We start from the raw sequence: 17,782 nt of genomic DNA, 5'->3' as shown, positions 1-17,782 counted from the left end.
CCAGACACCAAAGAGAAACGCACATGACCCATCCCGTCAAAGGCATCGACCATTGCTTTGCCCTCGTCGACGATCTCGACGCCGCCGCCGCGCAATATAAAGCGCTTGGCTTTACCCTCTCGCCACGCGGCACCCATTCCGCGGCCAAAGGCACGGCGAATTACACCATCATGTTCCCGGACGATTACTTCGAACTCTTGGGCATTCTGACGCCGACCGAGCTAAACGCCGCGCACCGGGAGACTTTGGCCACCATGGGACAGGGGCTTCATGCCATCGCCTGCCGGATCGACGATGCCGAAGCCGCCGCCAAGGCGCTTGGCGATCTGGGCATCACCACGCAGGGGCTCGGAAGCTTCTCTCGCCCGGTGCCGCTGCCCGATGGCTCCGAAGGCATCGCCGCCTTTTCCACCGTCAGCTTTACCCCCGACGAGACCCCGTTTGGCATGGTCTTCATGTGCCAGCACAAAACCCGCGAGACGGTTTGGATTCCCGAGCTCCTGGATCATGCCAACACCGCTTGCGGCATTGAGGCGATCCTCGCGATTTCTGAGACACCCGAAGAAGACGCCCCGCGCTTTGCCCGGCTTTGGGCCGAAGGCAGGGTCCGGACCGACGACGGGCTGACGGTGATTGAAACCGGCCCGAACTCTGCCCCCCTGATCCTCGCCACGGCGGCGCGCATGGCCGCGCTCTATCCCGGCCTCGACCTGACCGGCACCACGAAAGGCGCCTTCACGGCGCTGCGCCTGAAGGTGCGCGACATGGACGCCACAAAACATTGCCTTACGGATGCGAATGTGACCATTTGTGAGACCACCTCCGGCCTCGCCGTTGGTCCCGAATTTTCAGCAGGTGTAATTTTGGAGTTTGTTTCCACATGACAGAGACCCGCCCCCGCAAGACCGGATCGAAACCCATCGAGAGCATGACCTTCGATGAGATCGACCAACGCATCCTGGCACTTTTGCAAGAGGACAGCGACACGCCCATTCAGGCGATTTCCGAAGCGGTGGGTCTGTCGACCAACCCGTGCTGGCGGCGGATCAAGCGGATGGAAGAGGCGGGGGTGATCAAAAAGCGGGTCGTCCTCGTGGATCAGACCCGCGCAAATGTGCCCCTCACAGTGTTCATCGGCGTGAGCACCTCGCGCCATGAGATCGACTGGCTCAACAAGTTTCGCGAACTGATCGACGAGATTCCCGAGGTGATGGAGGCCTATCGCCTGACCGGCACGGTGGATTACATCCTCAAGGTCGTCGTGCCGGATATGGCCTCCTATGACGCGGTGTACAAACAGATGATCCAGAAGCTCGAATTCAGTCAGGTCAATTCGATGATCTCGATGGAAGAGCTGAAATTCACCACGGCGATCCCGACAACCTACCTCTGAGGCATTCCCTGCTGCGGGGATTAATGGCCCATCTGCGGCTCAAGGAACACTTCGGTGAAGTAGTCGTAAAACACCCGCGTCGCCTCGCTCCAGTCCTGCCCCTTGTGCCAGGCAAGGCCGACATCCATCGACGGAATCGCCAGATCGGTGGTTACCGTGCCGATCCGCCGCCCCTCAAGCGACCAGGGTCGGTGGACCATATCCGACAGGATCGTCACCCCCTGCCCGTTCGCGACCATGGAGCGCACGGCTTCGGTCGAGGAGGTCCGCAGCTTCACCTTGGGCGAAAGTCCCGTCGGCCCCCAGTATTTCATCGAAGTATGCGCCGCTTCGTCGACCGTCAGCATGATGTAATCCTCTTCCGCGATTTCCTCAAAGCTCACCACGCCTTTGAGCTGAAGCGGATGGTTCTGCGGCACCCAGAGACGGCGCTGCGAGCGCAAAAGCGTCTGGGTTTCGAGCTCGGGATTGGCGGTGTTGGAGGTCAGCAAAACGGCCATATCGAAACGATTGGTGATCAGCCCCTCCTCAATGCTCTCGCGATTGAGCTCGCTCAGCCGGATGTCGAGCTTGGGAAAGCGGTGCTTCAGCCGGTCGAGATGGTAGGGCAGGAAATAGCCGATCACCGTATAGGTGGCGGCGATGTTGATCGTACCTTCGATCTCGGAATGGCTCTGCACCACATTGCGCGCCATTTCGACCTTTTCCATGATCTCGCGCGCTGCCCCCAAAAGCTCCCGTCCCGGCGGCGTCAGTTCCATGCCATGGGCCGTGCGCACAAACAGAATCGCATCGAGATCCTGCTCCAATTCGCGTACCGCCGAGGTGATCGAGCTTTGCGAAATTCTAAGCTCACTCGCCGCGCGGCTAACCTGACCGAGCTCGGCTGTGGCGATGAAATATTTAAGCTGACGCAGATTCATGAAGTCCTCCCCGTTCGGATTCTCCGAAACTCTTCGGAGAGATATTTCGAAACATCCTGCCGCATCGGTCTGAAAACGTAAATTTCGATTTTGCGCATATCTATTATCGGAAAATCAAAACTACTTTTGGGCGATTTCGTTTCGAACCTGCTCAATATGGCATCATTTCCCTATTCCAAGCGATTTTTCCGTAATCCAAATTTCAAAAATTCATTCTGATTTTCCGATAATGCATCCGCTATATTTTGAATTTTACAACTCAAAGAGTTTCACCCGAGGATGGCTGCAACGAAATTAAGGACCGGACATGCGAAAGATCATCGATTTGAATTGCGACATGGGAGAGGGCTTCGGACATTGGGTTCTGAGCGAAGCCCCGGATGAAGAGTTGATGGCTCTGATTTCCTCCGCCAACATCGCGGCCGGGTTTCATGCCGGCGATCCGAACTCGATGGACCGGGTGATCAAACTGGCACAGGCCTACGGCGTCGGCCTCGGCGCCCATCCCGGCTACCGCGATCTTCAGGGCTTTGGCCGCCGCTATATCAAAACGACGCCCGAAGAACTTGTGAACGACATCATCTATCAGGTCGGCGCGGTGCGCGAATTCGGTCGTCGCCACGGCATCCGTCTCCAGCACGTCAAACCGCATGGCGCGCTCTACATGGAGGCCGCCGTCAACGAAGAGCTGTCGCGCCATATGATCGAAAGTCTGGCGGCGATCAGCGGCGATCTCTTGATCTTCTGCATGGGCAGCTCGAAAACCTATGAGGTCGCCAAACGTCTCGGCCAGCCGGTGATCCGGGAGTTCTATGCCGATCGTGACTATGGCGACGACGGGTCGATTGTATTTACCCGCCGCGTCGCGCGCCCCGACCCGGAGGAGATCGCGCAAAAATGCCTGCGGGCCTGTGTCGAGGGCAAGGTGACGACGGTCACGGGCCAAGACATCGACATAGATTTCGAGTCGATCTGTTTCCATTCCGATACACCCGGCGCGCTCAACATCGGCCGCGCCATTCGCACCGCTCTCACAGAGAATGGTATCAACATCGCACCGGCTTCTGCCGTGCTCGAGACCGCCTGAAACCGGCTCCAACAACAGGGAACATCACAATGAGCGCTATCCAATCCCCCCTCCCCGGCACGTTTTACCACAAGCCTTCCCCGGAAGAGCCGCCGTTCAAAGCGCCGGGCGACACCGTGGCTGTGGGCGACCAGATCGGCCTCGTCGAAGTGATGAAGACCTTCATCGCGGTGAATGCTGAGGTGGCCGGGACGTTCAAGGGCTATGTCGCAGAAGACGCCAGCCCCGTCACCGCAGGCGCTGTGCTGGCGGAGCTTGACTAAGATGGCCATCGAACGCCTGTTCATCGCCAACCGTGGGGAGATCGCCGTGCGCGTGGTGAAAGCCGCGAAAGCCCTCGGCATCCACACGATTCAGGCACATTCCGAAGCAGACACAGAGATGTTGGCCGTCAAGCTTGCCGATGAGGCCATTTGCGTGGGCCCCGCGCCGTCGAAAGCCAGCTACCTGAACATCCCCGCGATCCTTGAAGCCGCCAAGGCCACGAATGCGGATGCGATCCATCCGGGCTACGGCTTTCTTTCGGAAAGCCCGGCCTTTGCCCGTGCCGTCGAAGAGGCCGGTCTGATCTTCGTAGGCCCCTCCGCCGACACCATCGAACGCATGGGCGACAAGGTTGCCGCGCGTCAGGCCGCTGAGGCCGCAGGTGTGCCGGTTGTCCCCGGCTCTGATGGCCGCATTGATGTCACCGAGGCCCTGAGCGTGGCCGAAAAGATCGGCTATCCGGTGATGATCAAGGCTGCCGCTGGCGGCGGTGGTCGTGGCATTCGGATCGCGAAAGACGAGGCGGAGCTGAAAAACCTCGCGCCTCAGGCCAAGGCGGAAGCTGAAGCCGCCTTTGGCGACGGGGGTCTCTACATCGAACGCGCGATCCTCTCGCCGCGCCATATCGAGGTGCAAATTCTGGGCGATGGCGAAACCGCCGTGCATTGCTATGAGCGCGAATGCTCGCTGCAACGCCGCCGCCAGAAGGTCTGGGAAGAAGCCGGGGCCATGTGTCTTGACGATGAGACCCGGGAAAGCCTCTGCGCCTCTGCCGTCGCACTCGCCAAGGCGGTGAACTATCGCGGCGCAGGGACGCTTGAGTATCTCTATGATGAGGCGGCGAATGAATTCTACTTCATCGAAATGAACACCCGCATTCAGGTCGAACATCCCGTGACCGAAATGGTTACCGGCGTTGATCTTGTGGCGGAGATGATCAAGGTCTGCGGCGGCGCCAAGCTGTCGATGACCCAAGACGAGATCAAAAAAATCGGCCACGCCATCGAAGTGCGGCTCTGCGCCGAAGATCCGTTTATGAACTTCATGCCCTGGCCGGGTGTCGTATCAACGCTGAAAGAGCCGAGCGGCGCAGGCGTGCGGTTCGATCACTTTCTCTCCGAGGGCTATCAAATCCCGCCGTTCTACGACTCGCTCTTGGGCAAGGTCATCGTCCATGCCGACACGCGCGAGGCGGCGATCGACAAGCTGGTGACAGCACTTGAGAGCATGGAAATCGGCGGCACGAAAACGACCGCGCCGCTGCATCTGGCGTTGGCCGCTGATCCGGAGGTGCGCAAAGGCGCCTTCCACACCCAATGGCTTGAGCCGTGGCTTGAGGCCGGAAACCTGTCCGCAACCAAAGGAGACGCCGCATGAAAACGCGTTACAGCTATGGCGGGGACGAACATATCTATGTCGAGATCGACGATGAAATGTCGCTCGACGCTTTCTTCATCGCGCTGTCCCTGTCGAACATGGTGCGCGAGGCGAATATCCCCGGCGTGACCGAGATTTTGCCCGCCAACGCCTCTTTCGAGGTGCGGTTCGACCCCGATGTGGTCGCGCCCGAGGCGATGATGGCGAAGATCAAGGAATTCGAACACAAGGCCGAGGTGCAGGACAAACGCCTCGTCACCCGGATCATTGAAATCCCGGTCTATTTCCAAGACCCATGGACCCACGAAACCCTGATGCGGTTTCGCGAGCGCCACCAGGACCCGTCTGGATCGGATCTGGAATACGCCGCGCGGATCAATGGCTATGACAGCGTCGATGCCCTGATCGAGGCTTTCCATTCGCAGCCGTGGTTCGTCTCCATGGTGGGTTTCGTCGCGGGTCTGCCGTTTCTCTATCAGCTCGTGGATCGCGACAAACAGATCGAAGTGCCGAAATACCTCCGCCCGCGCACCGACACGCCGCGGCACACGGTGGGGATCGGCGGCTGTTTCAGCTGTATCTATTCCGTGCGCGGCGCGGGCGGCTATCAGATGTTCGGCATCACGCCCATGACGATTTTCGACCCGGATCAGAAGGTCGGTTACCTCAAGGACTTCATGGTCTTCTTCCGCCCCGGCGACATCGTCAAATGGAAACCCATCGAACGCGAAGAGTTCGACGCGATCACCAAGGAGATCGAGGACGGCACTTACACGCCGCGCATCGCCGAGGTCGAGTTTGATCTCGATGCGTTCAACAAAGACATGACCGGCTTTAACGCCAAGCTGATGGAGGCCCTCAATGACGCTTGAGATCATCAAACCCGGTCTGGCGACGACCATTCAGGATTTGGGTCGTCCAGGCTATTTCCACCTCGGAATTCCCGAAGGCGGGGCGATGGATCGGCTTGCTTTTCGGGCTGCGAACCTTCTCGTCGGCAATGACGAGGGCGCGGCGGGTCTTGAGGCCGTGTTCATGGGACCGGAGATCAAATTCGGCGCCGAGATGAGCGTGGCGGTCACCGGCGCCGAGATGCCGATGTTCCTCGACGGTGAGCCGCGCGAAACTTGGACCTCCTTTACCGTGAAACCGGGGCAGGTTCTGTCCTTCGGCTTTCTGAAAACCGGCGCGCGGATTTATATCGCCGTCTCCGGCGGCATCGCCACGGAGCCTGCGCTCGGGTCGCGTTCGACCTATCCCATCGGCGCGCTTGGCGGGTTCGAAGGGCGTGCGATTGCTGCGGGCGATGTGATCCCCGTCGGCACCGGGTCCGTGGTGGCGGAGGGGCGCGTGGTCCCCGATGCGCTCCGCCGCCGCCCCGGCACCCCGGCCGTGCTGCGCGCTGTCACCGGGCTTTATTGGCACCGCCTGACCGAGAAATGCCAGAAGGCGTTCTTTGACGACGATTGGGTGGTCGCGCCCGAAGCGGACCGTATGGGGTACCGTTTCCGGGGTGGGTCTCCGATGGAATTCGTGGATCGCCCACAGCCCTTCGGCGCAGGCTCCGATCCGTCGAACATCGTCGACGGCTGCTATTCCTACGGCTCCATTCAGGTGCCCGGCGGGCTTGAACCCATCGTTTTGCACCGCGATGCGGTCTCGGGCGGCGGCTACTTTACCCTTGGCGCTGTGATTTCGGCGGATATGGACCTGATCGGCCAGCTCCAGCCCAACACGCCGGTCAAATTCAAACGTGTCGAAATGGACGAAGCGCTGGCGGCCCGTGCCGAGCGCAAGGCCATGATCGAAGACATTCGTCAGTCCCTCGCCTGAGGGGCTGACACCCGGGGCTTAAGCCCCACCCTCTAACCACAAAAAGCGGCATCAAGCCGCCTTCCCTGATGAACCAACAAGGAGTCAGATCCATGAAACTTGCCCTGATGACAGGTGTGGCGCTCGCCGCACTGGCCACCGCTCCCAGCTTCGCCGAAGACTGGTTCCCCTATGAGGCCGAGGAAGTCACCCCCGCTTTCTCCACCGATGGGACCGCATCGCCCGTCACCTATGTGCCGCTTGAAAAAGCCGACGAGGCCTATGACATCTGCGTGTCCTTTCCGCATATGAAAGACGCTTACTGGCTGGGTGTCGATTACGGCGTTGCCGAAGAGGCTGCGCGCCTTGGCGTCAAAATGAACCTCGTCGAAGCAGGCGGGTATACCGAACTTGCCAAGCAGGTCAGCCAGATCGAAGATTGCGTGGCCGCAGGTGCGGACGCGGTGATCATCGGCGCGATCTCCTACGATGGCCTCAACAACGTGATCAAAGAAACCGCCGCCAAAGGCATCCCCGTGATCGACGTGATCAACGGCGTGTCCTCGCCGGACATCTCCGCGAAATCTCTGGTGTCCTTCTACACGATGGGCTTTGAGACCGGCAAATATCTGGCCGAGAAACACCCGGCGGGCACCGATCCGGTCAAGGTCGGCTGGTTCCCTGGTCCGGCAGGCGCAGGCTGGGTCGAGGCCGCGAACACCGGCTTCCTTAAGGCCGTCGAAAGCTCCGCCGTTGAGGTTCTCGAACCGCGCTATGGCGACACCGGCAAGGAAGCCCAGCTCAAGCTCGTCGAAGATGTGCTGCAATCCGATCCGGACGTGAAATACCTCGCAGGCACCGCCGTGACCGCCGAAGCTGCGCAGGGTCTTCTGCGTGAGCGTGGCCTCACAGACGAGATCGGCCTTCTGGCCTTTTACATGACCCCCGGCGTCTACACCGGCATCCAGCGCGGCATGATCGAAGCGGCTCCGGCGGACTCGATGGTCATCCAAGGCCGGATCGCCATGGATCAGGCCGTCCGGATCATCGAAGGCAAAGACTACGTCAAACACGTTGGTCCGAAAATCTTCGTGGTCGATCAGGACAACATCGGTGATGTGTCCCGCGATGCGATCCTTCCGCCGGAAGGGTTCCGTCCGGTCTTCTCCGTCGAGTGATCCCAGACCGATCTTCGACATGATCTGAAGACCATGTCGGGTGAGGCAGTCCCCTGCTGCCTCACCCGCTCAGGAGGCCCTATGACTCTTCCTCTTCTCACGACCCACAATCTGACCAAGACGTACCCCGGCGTGCGTGCGCTCGACGGGGTGGATTTCGACCTCATGCCCGGCGAAGTGCACGTCCTCTTTGGCGAAAACGGCGCGGGAAAATCCACGCTGATCTCCATGCTGGCGGGTGCCAACACTCCGTCCGAGGGCAAGATTTACCTCGACCACCACGAAGTCACCTTCGACTCGGTGGCGCGCGCCAAATCCCACGGTGTCTTCACCGTGTTCCAAGAATTCTCCCTCATCCCGACGCTGACGGTCGCCGAGAACATGTTTCTCGGGCAGGAACCGCGCACCGGGATGCTGATCGACCATGCCGAAATGCGCCGCCGCGCGCAGGAGATTTTCGACACTTTGGGCTTTCCCATTTCGCCCACTGCGCAGGTCTCGTCTCTGTCGCGGGCGCAACAGCAGATGCTGGAAATCTCCAAGGCGTTTCATGGCGATCCCAAGGTGTTGATCCTCGACGAACCGACCGCATCGCTCACGGATCGCGAGGTGGATCACCTGTTCAACTTCATCGACCGGCAAAAGGCCAAGGGCGTTGGCATCATCTACATCTCGCATCGGATGCAAGAATTCAAACGCATCGCCGACCGCATCACCGTGCTGCGCGACGGGGCCAAGATCGGCACCGTCGACATGAAGGGCACCGATGAGGCGGCCCTCGTCGAGATGATGACCGGGCGCGCGATTGCCGAGATTTACCCGACGATTGCGACCGAACCGGGCGAGGTGGTGCTTGAGGTTCAAGACCTCGCAACCTCCGGTGTCGCGCCTTCCTCTCTGACGCTGCGGCGGGGCGAAGTTCTGGGCGTCGCGGGGCTTGTGGGCTGTGGCAAATCGCGGTTCTTCCGCGCGATGATGGGGCTTGTGCCGGTGCGCTCCGGCACGGTCGCGCTCAAAGGCCATGACATCACCGGGCGACCGACCCGCGAGATCATCCGCGCCGGTCTCTATTACCTCTCGCCCGATCGCAAACACGAGGGGCTGGACCTTGCCAAAACCTCCGACGACAATCTTGCGCTCAATGTGGTGACCTCAGGTCGCCCGGTGAAACGCGGCTGGATCGACTGGCGCTCCGTGCGCGACACGGTGGCCGGGATCGCCACGCGGGTGGAACTGCCCGACGCCTATCGCACCCGCCGCGTCTCGCAGCTTTCGGGCGGCAATCAGCAAAAGGTTCTGTTCGGCAAAGCCTTCGGTCAGGAGGCGGATGTCTATATTTTCGATGAGCCCACCGTGGGCGTCGACATGGGCACGCGCGCAGCGCTTTACCTCAAGATCAAGGCGCTGGCGGAGGCGGGCAAGGCCGTTGTCGTCATTTCCTCCGATCTGCCCGAAGCGATCAACCTCTCCCACCGTCTTCTCGTCTTTGCCAATGGCCGGATCAGCGCGGAACTGCCGCGCGCGGAGGCCAGCGAAGACACCGTCCTCAAACATTTCTTCACCGAAAGCGAGCCCGTCCAATGAGCGATGCAACCGCACAGGCGCAGAGCGAACCGCGCGCCAATCCGATCAAAACCCTGTTTCTCCGCGTTGGCGTCCTGCCGTTTTTCCTCGCCATCGCGCTCGTCGTCTTTTCCCTGATGTCGAACAAGTTCCTGACCGGGCAAAACCTTGTGAACGTCGCGCGCCAGTCGGTCTATCTGGTGCTCGTCTCCCTGGGGCAGATGCTGGTGCTGGTCTCGGGCGGGTTCGATCTCTCCGTCGGCACGGCAATCGCACTCACTTCCGTCGTCTCCGCGCTCTCGATGACATGGGCAGCGGGCGTGTTCGACAGCGTGTTCCTGATCATCGCCATCGGCATCGCGGCGGGCGGCATCGTGGCGCTGATCGTCGGGCTGATCAACGGCGTGGGCGTTGCCTATTTCGAGGTCTCCCCCTTCATCATGACGCTGGGCGTCTCCTCCGTCGGCGCGGGGCTTGCGCTGTTCATGACCGGCGGCATCCCGATCTCCGGCTTGCCCTTTGCCTTTGGCGACACGTTCGGCTTTGGCAAATGGTTCGGCGTCCCGGTGCCGGTCTTCATCGCCATCATCTGCATCGCCGTCATGTGGCTGGTGATGTCGCGCACGCCCTTGGGGACGCGGCTCTATGCTGTGGGCGGCAATATCAAAGCGGCACATCTTTCGGCGATCGACACCAAGAAAACCCTCGTTCTGGCCTATGTGATCTGCTCGCTGATTGCGGCCCTCGCAGGCGTCCTTCTGACCGCGCGCGTGGAGAGCGGCGAGGCAAACCTCGGCGGCACCATGGCGCTCGAATCGATCTCGGCCTGTGTCATCGCGGGTGTGTCGCTCCGGGGCGGGATCGGGCGGGTGCAAAACGTTGTGCTCGGCGCCTTCTTCATCGTCATGGTGCAAAACGGCATGAACCTCGCCAAGATCAGTTCCTATATGCAGATGGTGCTTCTGGGCGGGCTGTTGATCCTCGCCGTGATCTTCGATCAGCTGCGTTACAGGATGATCATGCAGGGACGCTGATCCCTCACCCTCACATCACAGCAAAAAGGGGGCTGCATCGCGGCCCCCTTTGTCATGCCTGTCTCCCCTTGGAGTGAGTCGCGGCAGCGATGGCCGGGTGACGGGGAGTTATGTGCGTTTTTCACACTGGAAACCATGCGCGCCACCGATGTAACACTTTTACGAACAATCGTGCCGCAGGTGCGAAATCAGATCACACTGACTCCACAAGGAATCCTTATACTGTGCAAAGAATCCCACTTGCGCGATGGACAAAAAAGGTCAAAAGGCGTTGAGAATAGGTGGAATTCCGCCCGCATTAAGCAGCTTTCCGCCCGAAACACCCGCAGATTGGCATTTTCTGCTGCAGAGCAAAATCCAAGCCCTATCTACTGCCCTGACCATGACTTTACGGAGTGCCAGTTTGACGATCCCCGCCGGTTCCACCGCCGCAACCGAAAATACCCCTGACAATCTTCGCCGCCGTCGCTTTCTTGCGACGCTTGCGGGATCTGTCGCCTTGTCCACGATGATGCCCTATGCGCTGCCTGCGCAGGAGACGACGCCGGAAGCCCAGCCCGCGCCCGCGGCCCCGGCCGAACCGGTTGTCGAGACGCCCGAATTCCCGCTCTTCAGCTTCGATGCCCTGAGCGAAGAGATGCGCGCCGCAGCAGGCGAAAGCTGGCATGAGGCGCAGAAGATCGACGGCCCGCTCGCAAGCCTCGATTACGATTCCTATCAACGCATCCGGTTCCGCCCCGACCATGCCCGCTGGCAGGACGAAGGGCAGGAGTTCCGCCTGCACGCCTTTCATCTCGGCTGGCTCTTCAAAGAGCCGGTGCATATCTACGAGATCGTCGACGGGCGCGCGCAGCCGATGGAATTCTCCACCCACGATTTCGAATATGGCGGCAATGTCAGCGAGCAGATCCCCGAAGATACGCCGATGCCGGGGGTTGCGGGGTTCCGTCTGCACAATCCGCTCAACCGCGCCGATATTTTCGACGAGCTGATCGCCTTCCTCGGCGCGAGCTATTTCCGCGCTCTGGGGCGTGGCAACGTCTATGGCCTGTCGGCGCGCGGTCTTGCCGTCAACACCGCCATGAACGGCGGCGAAGAGTTCCCGCGCTTTACCGATTTCTGGCTCGAACGCCCTGTGCCGGGTGCGGCGACGATCGTGGTCTATGCCGCGCTCGACAGCAAATCCGTCACCGGCGCCTATCGCTTTGCGATCACCCCCGGCGCGACCACCGAGATGGAGGTCACCGCCCGGCTGTTCCTGCGCGAGAAAACCGATCAGATCGGCATCGCGCCCCTGACCTCGATGTATCTCTTCGGCGGCGCCGATCCGCGGGGCTTCGACGATTTCCGCGCCTCCGTGCATGACAGCGAATATCTCGTGCTCAACACCCGTGGCGGCGAAACCTTCCTGCGCGCGCTGAACAACCCGCCGCGTCTGGCCAGCTCGTATCTCGGCGCGGAAAACCCGCTGTCCTTCGGCCTCGTGCAGCGCAGCCGCGATTTCGGCGATTACCTCGACGCGCAGGCGCATTACGAACGCCGCCCCTCGCTTATGGTCGAACCGATCGGCGATTGGGGCAAAGGCACGGTGCGGCTGGTGGAGATCCCGTCGAAACTCGAAGGCAATGACAACATCGTCGCTTTCTGGGTGCCTGAAGGCAAAATGGAAAAAGGGACCGCACTCGAATATGCCTATCGCCTGCATTGGGGCATGGCCCCCGAAGGCGACCGCAGTGTGGACCGTGCCCGCATCCTGCGCACTCGCGTTGGCGAAGGTGGCGTGGCCGGTGTCGAACAGAAAAGCGATACGCGCAAATTCGTGATCGATTTCGTAGGCGGCACCCTGTCTTCCCTGCCCGCCGACGCCGAATTGCTCCCGCAGGTCACGATTGGCCGTGGAGAGATCAAGCAGGCTATTGTCAGCAAGGTCAGCGATACCGATATCTGGCGTCTGGTGATCGAGGCCAAGGCCGATCCCGGAAGTGTTGCGGAACTCAAAGCCGCCCTGACGGGTTATGATCAGACATTGACGGAAACATGGCTTTATCAATGGGTGAGGGAATGACTGTGACGCACACTCCACATGACACCGATACCAACGCCCTTCTGGACGCATCTCTGGACTGGATGCCGCCCGAGGCGCCGCTCGACATGCCGCAGCAGGTGCTCGAACGCGACACCATGCGCGCCGAGTGGCCGCGTCTGCTGCGTCTGATCTTGCCCGGAAAGCCCGTCTGAGGGAGGCACGGACATGTCGTCTTCCCCCCGCAAGGCACTGGCCGCCGACCCGCGGACCAGGCTTTTGCGTTTTCTGGCCTTGAGTTTCGCACTTCTCGCCGCACTCATCGCCTCAACGCTTCTGGCCGATGCCGCGATTCAGGACGGCGTCGATGTCTGGGACGTGGTGCGCGGGCTTCTGATTTTCGTGACCACGGCCTGGCTGGCCTGGGGCGCGACCCTGTCTTTCGTGGGGCTGGCACCCAGCGTCCGCAAACCGCGCCCGACACCCGATCTGGCCACACCGGCCCCGCGCCTCGTCGTGTTGGTGCCGATCTGTAACGAAGACCCGATCACCACCTTTGCCCGCATCGCCGCGATGGATCATTCGATCCGCGCCGAAGGTCTGGCTGCCGACATCGCGATCCTCTCAGACACACGCAACGAAGAGTCCGCCCTTCTGGAGCGTCAGACTTACCTGCGCCTGATCGCGGAAACCCATGGCGAAGGCCGGATTTTCTACCGTCGCCGTAGCGACAATCGGGGCCGCAAGGCGGGTAATATCGAAGAATTCATCCACCGCTCCGGCGGGGCCTATGATTTTGCGCTGATCCTCGACGCCGACAGCCTCATGGAGGGCCGCACGGTCCGCGACATGGCCGCCAAGATGCAGGCCGATCCAAAACTCGGGCTCTTGCAGACCCTGCCGAAAATCATCGGCGCGCGCTCCTTCTTCGGACGTGCCATGCAATTTGCCGCGAGCTTTCACAGCCCGGTCTTCACCCGTGGGCTCGAGCGCCTTCAGGGCAACACCGGCCCATTCTGGGGCCACAACGCCATGGTCCGGCTCAAGGCCTTTGCCGAAAGTTGTGCGCTGCCGGAACTGGCCGGACCGCCGCCCTTTGGCGGGCATATTCTCAGCCACGACTACGTCGAGGCCGCGCTTCTGGCCCGTGCCGGCTGGCGCGTGCAGGTCGATCACAGCATCGGCGGCTCCTTCGAGGAAGGCCCGGAGAACATCCTGTCTTACGCCAAACGCGACCGCCGCTGGTGTCAGGGCAACCTTCAGCATTCCCGGCTCCTGCTCGCTCCGGGTCTGGCGGCATGGTCGCGTTTTGTCTTCCTTCAGGGCATCTTCGCCTACCTCGTTTCCGTGCTTTGGGCGGCCTTTCTGATCACATCCGTGGTGGCGACGATCCTCGCACCGGTGCCGAACTATTTCCCGGAACCGCATATGCTCTTCCCGGTTTTCCCGGATGATCGGACCAAGGAGATCACTGCGCTGATCGTCGGCATCATGGGGCTTCTGATCCTGCCGAAATTCGCGATCCTCTACGAGGCCTCCGGCACGCGTCGCACAGCGCGCTTCGGCGGCTCCATTCGGGCAGGTTTTTCCGTCGTGGCCGAAATCCTGCTGTCATCCCTGATCGCCCCCCTGATGCTGATGTATCAGACCAAGGCGGTGATGCAGGTGCTTTCAGGCCGCGATGGCGGCTGGCCCGCCAACCAGCGCGGCGAAGGCGCTCTGACACTGGCCGAGGGCTTTCGCGCTGGTCTCTGGATCATGCTCACCGGTGGCGCGGCTCTGGCCATTGTCGCCCGTGTGGCCCCCGATCTCACCTTCTGGCTCCTACCGGTCTGCCTGCCGATGCTGGCAGCCCCCTTCCTGATCGCCTGGACCTCGCGCCCGCTCACACACAAACTGTTTCTCGTACCCGAAGAACGTCGCCCCGCGCCGGTAATCCGCAGCTATCGCGAGATTCTTGGCCGTTGGCAATCCGAGCCTCGCAATGAAACCCTGACCACGGAGGTGACCCATGTCCCGGCATGACATCGCGGTGCCCACCGAGCTTGCCCAACCCACCAAGCGTCCGCGCGACCCCCGGATCGACGCGTTTCGCGGGCTGGCGCTTTTGATGATCTTCGTCGATCACTCGCCGGAGAACCCCTATGAATATCTCACCGTCCGCAACATCGGCTTTTCCGATGCGGCGGAGGCGTTTTTCATCATGTCGGGCATCGCCGCAGGCCTCGCCTATACCGGGCGGTTTCAGGCGATTGGCGAGAAAGGCCTCTGGCAGGCCACAGCTCCGATGTGGAAACGGTCCTGGACCCTCTACATGGTGCAAATCCTGCTGACCATGCTGGCCATCGCGATTTTCTCGGCGGGCGCAACATGGTTTGGCGTCGACGAGTTGCTGACCAAGATCAATCTCAAACAGGTCTTCAACAACACCCAAGAGGCACTGATCGGCATCCCGCTTCTGGGCCATCAGCTTGGCTATGTGAACATCCTGCCGGCCTATTCGGTCCTGCTGTTTTGCGGGCCCTTGATGATCCTTCTCGGGCTCTGGCGACCGATGCTGCTTTTGGGCCTGTCCATCGCGCTCTGGCTGGCCGCCGGGATCTGGCGACTGAACCTGCCGAATTACCCCAACCCGGGCGGTTGGTTCTTCAACCCGGTGGCGTGGCAACTGATCTTTGTCGTGGGACTTCTGACCGGCATTTTCCTGCGCCGGGGCGAACGTTTCGTGCCGAAAACACCGTGGCTGTTCTGGCTCGCGCTTGGCTGGCTCGCGCTGGTGGTCGCGTGGCGCTACGTGCCCGGGGTCGGCCCTGTGCTGAACCACCAGATGGCGCTTTTGGGCAAAGCTGGACTGCCGTTCAACATGGTGTCGCATGACAAGACTTTCCTTGCGCTGCCGCGCATGACGCATGCGCTCGCGCTGGCTTATGTGCTGTCCTGCCTGCCTTGGGTGACGCGGCTGACCGGGTCGCAAGCCCTGTCTTTCTTGCGGCTTCTCGGACGTCAGGGCTTGCTGGTTTTTGCCGCAGGAACGATCCTTGCGCTCTTCAACCATGTGATTATGGGCTATTATTCCGAGGCAGAATGGCTCGGTTGGGTGCTCATGCCGCTGGGTGCGCTGATCCTGATCGTCGTGGCCTGGCTTGGCGACATTCAGAAATCCGCCAAACGGCAAAATGCCGCGCGCCCCGTCGCCTTCGCCACCCGCCCCATGCCTGCGGAATGAATGTCACTCCTACTGGCCAAGCCCTTCGCGGCTTAGCCAGTTCATTGACGACCAGATGTCCGACGCCTCGCGCAGTTCAAGGATGAGGCGCGGCTCCGACTTGAGCTCCGCCAGCGCCCGGAATACGCCGTGCCAACGGATCGTCCCCTCACCAATCGCCCAGTGCCGGTCGGCAAAGCCATCGGCATCCTGAAGGTGAACGTGGCCCAGCATCTCGCCCGCCGAGCGGATAAAATGATCGACCGGGCGCGCGCCGGTGGCGCCATGCGCATAATGGGCATGCCCGGTGTCGACCGACAGCCGGATCGCCTCTGAGTCAAAACTCTGCGCAAGGATTTTGCGATCTTCCGGCTCGATGTCTTCGATATTCTCCAACATGAGCGTGAGACCAATATTTTCGGCGCGTTTTACCACATCGCCGAGCACCTCCTGCGCCATCGCCAGCACGCGCTGACGGGCGCCGGGAAACATGTCGAGATTGTGCCAGTCCCAAGTTGTGTAGGGCGAATGGATCACCATGAACCGCGCCCCAAGGGCTTCGGCAATCTCGAGCCCCTGCAACATACGGGTTTTGACCACGGCGCGGATGTCCGGGTCGGGATTTGAGAAGGACAGCCCGCAAAACGGGCCATGGATGCCCATCCGGCCGTTGTATCCATCGAGATGCGCCTTGGCCTCGGCCACCAGATCGTGCCAGTCACCCTTGATCAGCATCTCCGGCCAGATAAAGCTCTGAAGCTCCAGATCGCGGTCTTTCTCGAACAGCCAATCCCGAAATTCCGGCAGGTGTTCGACGTTCAGCGCCGCACCGATAACGGGCAGAGTCATGTCATTCTCCTTCGCTCAGATCGGTCCCTGTTTAGGAGCCGAGCGTCACGAACGGATGACAGCTCAGCGGATCGCCAAACCTTTTTCGTCGAACAGATGCGTGCGCCCTTCGCCGAATTTCAACCCGACCTTTTCCCCCGGCCGATGCGGCGCGTCTCCAAGATCGCGAATGGTCATCGGCCCGGCCCCGTTTTCGGCATCGACGATGATGTAAGTGTCGGCACCCAGATATTCGACCACATCGACCACGCCATCGAGATCGCCCTCACCGGGCGCGACAATGGAGATATGTTCAGGGCGAATGCCAAGATCCTTGCCCTTCTCGCCAAGCCCCATCGCCGCGGCGGGAATGACGTTCATCTTCGGAGAGCCGATAAACTGTGCCACGAAGAGGTTTCCGGGACGTTCGTAAAGCTCTTTGGGCGACCCGACCTGCGCGATCTTGCCCGCTTCAAGAACAACGATCCGGTCGGCGAGCGTCATCGCCTCCACCTGATCGTGGGTCACATAGATCATCGTACTTTGAAGCGACCGGTGCAGCTTCGCCAACTCATAGCGCATCTCGACCCGAAGCGCGGCGTCGAGGTTCGAGAGCGGTTCGTCGAACAGAAACGCTGTCGGATCGCGCACGATGGAACGGCCGATGGCCACGCGCTGACGCTGCCCGCCGGAGAGGTCTTTCGGACGGCGATCGAGATAATCGGTAAGCTTCAGCACATGCGCCGCCTCATCGACTTTCTTGGCGATCACATCCTTCGGTTCCCCCGCGGCCTTGAGCGCAAAGCCCACATTGTCGCGCACCGACATATGCGGATAGAGCGCGTAGGACTGAAACACCATCGCAAGACCACGTTTCGAGGGCGGCTCTGCCGTGGCATCGCGTTCGCCCACGAAAATCTTGCCGCGAGAGGTCTCTTCAAGCCCGGCAATCATGCGCAAAAGCGTCGATTTCCCGCAGCCCGAGGGGCCAACGAAAATGATGAATTCACCTTCGTCAATCTTGAGATCGACGCCCTTGATCACCTGCACATCGCCGAACCATTTTTCGACGGCCTGTAACTCAATGCTAGACAT

At 60.9% G+C, this 17,782-nt stretch carries 17 protein-coding genes; 14 read left to right on the top strand and 3 right to left on the bottom strand.

From position 1 onward, the window contains the following. Positions 1-23: 23 nt before the first annotated feature. Both V1471_RS17125 and V1471_RS17120 read left to right on the top strand, forming a co-directional pair. Positions 24-884 (top strand): VOC family protein, encoded by an 861-nt coding sequence (locus tag V1471_RS17125; protein ID WP_434290356.1) that lies wholly within the window; start codon positions 24-26, stop codon positions 882-884. Continuing rightward, the gene (locus V1471_RS17120; RefSeq protein WP_434290355.1) at positions 881-1,393 is read left to right on the top strand and encodes an Lrp/AsnC family transcriptional regulator; all 513 of its coding nucleotides are present in this window, start codon (positions 881-883) and stop codon (positions 1,391-1,393) included. Before V1471_RS17125 ends, V1471_RS17120 begins: the two co-directional genes overlap by 4 nt. 20 nt (positions 1,394-1,413) lie before the next feature. Here V1471_RS17120 and V1471_RS17115 read toward each other — a convergent pair whose 3' ends face one another. Beyond that, positions 1,414-2,316: a LysR family transcriptional regulator gene (locus V1471_RS17115; RefSeq protein ID WP_434290353.1), complete on the bottom strand. Its 903-nt coding sequence runs from the start codon at positions 2,314-2,316 to the stop codon at positions 1,414-1,416. Between the two features lie 307 nt (positions 2,317-2,623). Between V1471_RS17115 and V1471_RS17110 the strand changes: the two genes are divergently transcribed. The 12 genes from V1471_RS17110 to V1471_RS17055 all read left to right on the top strand — a co-directional run bounded on the left by V1471_RS17110 (position 2,624) and on the right by V1471_RS17055 (position 15,880). Then, positions 2,624-3,403 (top strand): 5-oxoprolinase subunit PxpA, encoded by a 780-nt coding sequence (locus V1471_RS17110; RefSeq protein ID WP_434290351.1) that lies wholly within the window; start codon positions 2,624-2,626, stop codon positions 3,401-3,403. A 29-nt stretch (positions 3,404-3,432) separates the two neighbouring features. Continuing rightward, on the top strand, positions 3,433-3,666 hold the full coding sequence (locus V1471_RS17105) for an acetyl-CoA carboxylase (RefSeq protein WP_434290349.1): 234 nt from the start codon (positions 3,433-3,435) through the stop codon (positions 3,664-3,666). A 1-nt stretch (position 3,667) separates the two neighbouring features. Then, the gene (locus V1471_RS17100; RefSeq protein ID WP_434290347.1) at positions 3,668-5,044 is read left to right on the top strand and encodes an acetyl-CoA carboxylase biotin carboxylase subunit; all 1,377 of its coding nucleotides are present in this window, start codon (positions 3,668-3,670) and stop codon (positions 5,042-5,044) included. Further along, positions 5,041-5,916 (top strand): 5-oxoprolinase subunit B family protein, encoded by an 876-nt coding sequence (locus tag V1471_RS17095; protein ID WP_434290345.1) that lies wholly within the window; start codon positions 5,041-5,043, stop codon positions 5,914-5,916. Before V1471_RS17100 ends, V1471_RS17095 begins: the two co-directional genes overlap by 4 nt. Beyond that, positions 5,906-6,877 (top strand): biotin-dependent carboxyltransferase family protein, encoded by a 972-nt coding sequence (locus V1471_RS17090; RefSeq protein ID WP_434290343.1) that lies wholly within the window; start codon positions 5,906-5,908, stop codon positions 6,875-6,877. Before V1471_RS17095 ends, V1471_RS17090 begins: the two co-directional genes overlap by 11 nt. Positions 6,878-6,969: 92 nt before the next feature. After that, positions 6,970-8,034, top strand: a complete 1,065-nt coding sequence (torT, locus tag V1471_RS17085) for a TMAO reductase system periplasmic protein TorT (protein WP_434290341.1) — start codon at positions 6,970-6,972, stop codon at positions 8,032-8,034. An 81-nt stretch (positions 8,035-8,115) separates the two neighbouring features. Further along, entirely contained in the window at positions 8,116-9,618 is a 1,503-nt protein-coding gene (locus V1471_RS17080) for a sugar ABC transporter ATP-binding protein (RefSeq protein ID WP_434290339.1), read from the top strand. Continuing rightward, positions 9,615-10,631, top strand: a complete 1,017-nt coding sequence (locus tag V1471_RS17075) for an ABC transporter permease (protein WP_434290337.1) — start codon at positions 9,615-9,617, stop codon at positions 10,629-10,631. Before V1471_RS17080 ends, V1471_RS17075 begins: the two co-directional genes overlap by 4 nt. Positions 10,632-11,142: 511 nt before the next feature. After that, entirely contained in the window at positions 11,143-12,696 is a 1,554-nt protein-coding gene (locus tag V1471_RS17070; RefSeq protein WP_434290967.1) for a glucan biosynthesis protein, read from the top strand. Beyond that, a complete protein-coding gene (locus V1471_RS17065; RefSeq protein ID WP_434290335.1) occupies positions 12,693-12,869 on the top strand; it encodes a hypothetical protein in 177 nt (58 codons plus the stop codon). The genes V1471_RS17070 and V1471_RS17065 overlap by 4 nt, the downstream gene beginning before the upstream one ends. Positions 12,870-12,882: 13 nt before the next feature. Continuing rightward, positions 12,883-14,679 carry a glucans biosynthesis glucosyltransferase MdoH gene (gene mdoH / locus V1471_RS17060; RefSeq protein ID WP_434290333.1) on the top strand — a complete coding sequence of 599 codons (1,797 nt, stop codon included), beginning with the start codon at positions 12,883-12,885 and terminating at the stop codon, positions 14,677-14,679. Next, positions 14,666-15,880 carry an OpgC family protein gene (locus tag V1471_RS17055; protein WP_434290331.1) on the top strand — a complete coding sequence of 405 codons (1,215 nt, stop codon included), beginning with the start codon at positions 14,666-14,668 and terminating at the stop codon, positions 15,878-15,880. Before mdoH ends, V1471_RS17055 begins: the two co-directional genes overlap by 14 nt. A gap of 9 nt (positions 15,881-15,889) precedes the next feature. Here the strand turns inward: V1471_RS17055 and V1471_RS17050 are convergent, their stop codons facing one another. Further along, positions 15,890-16,708: a sugar phosphate isomerase/epimerase family protein gene (locus V1471_RS17050; protein ID WP_434290329.1), complete on the bottom strand. Its 819-nt coding sequence runs from the start codon at positions 16,706-16,708 to the stop codon at positions 15,890-15,892. A gap of 63 nt (positions 16,709-16,771) precedes the next feature. Then, positions 16,772-17,782, bottom strand: a complete 1,011-nt coding sequence (locus V1471_RS17045; RefSeq protein WP_434290327.1) for an ABC transporter ATP-binding protein — start codon at positions 17,780-17,782, stop codon at positions 16,772-16,774.

It is taken from the genome of Celeribacter sp. SCSIO 80788 (assembly GCF_051054295.1).
Taxonomy (GTDB): Bacteria; Pseudomonadota; Alphaproteobacteria; order Rhodobacterales; family Rhodobacteraceae; genus Celeribacter.
This window is presented reverse-complemented; position numbering and strand designations above follow the sequence as displayed.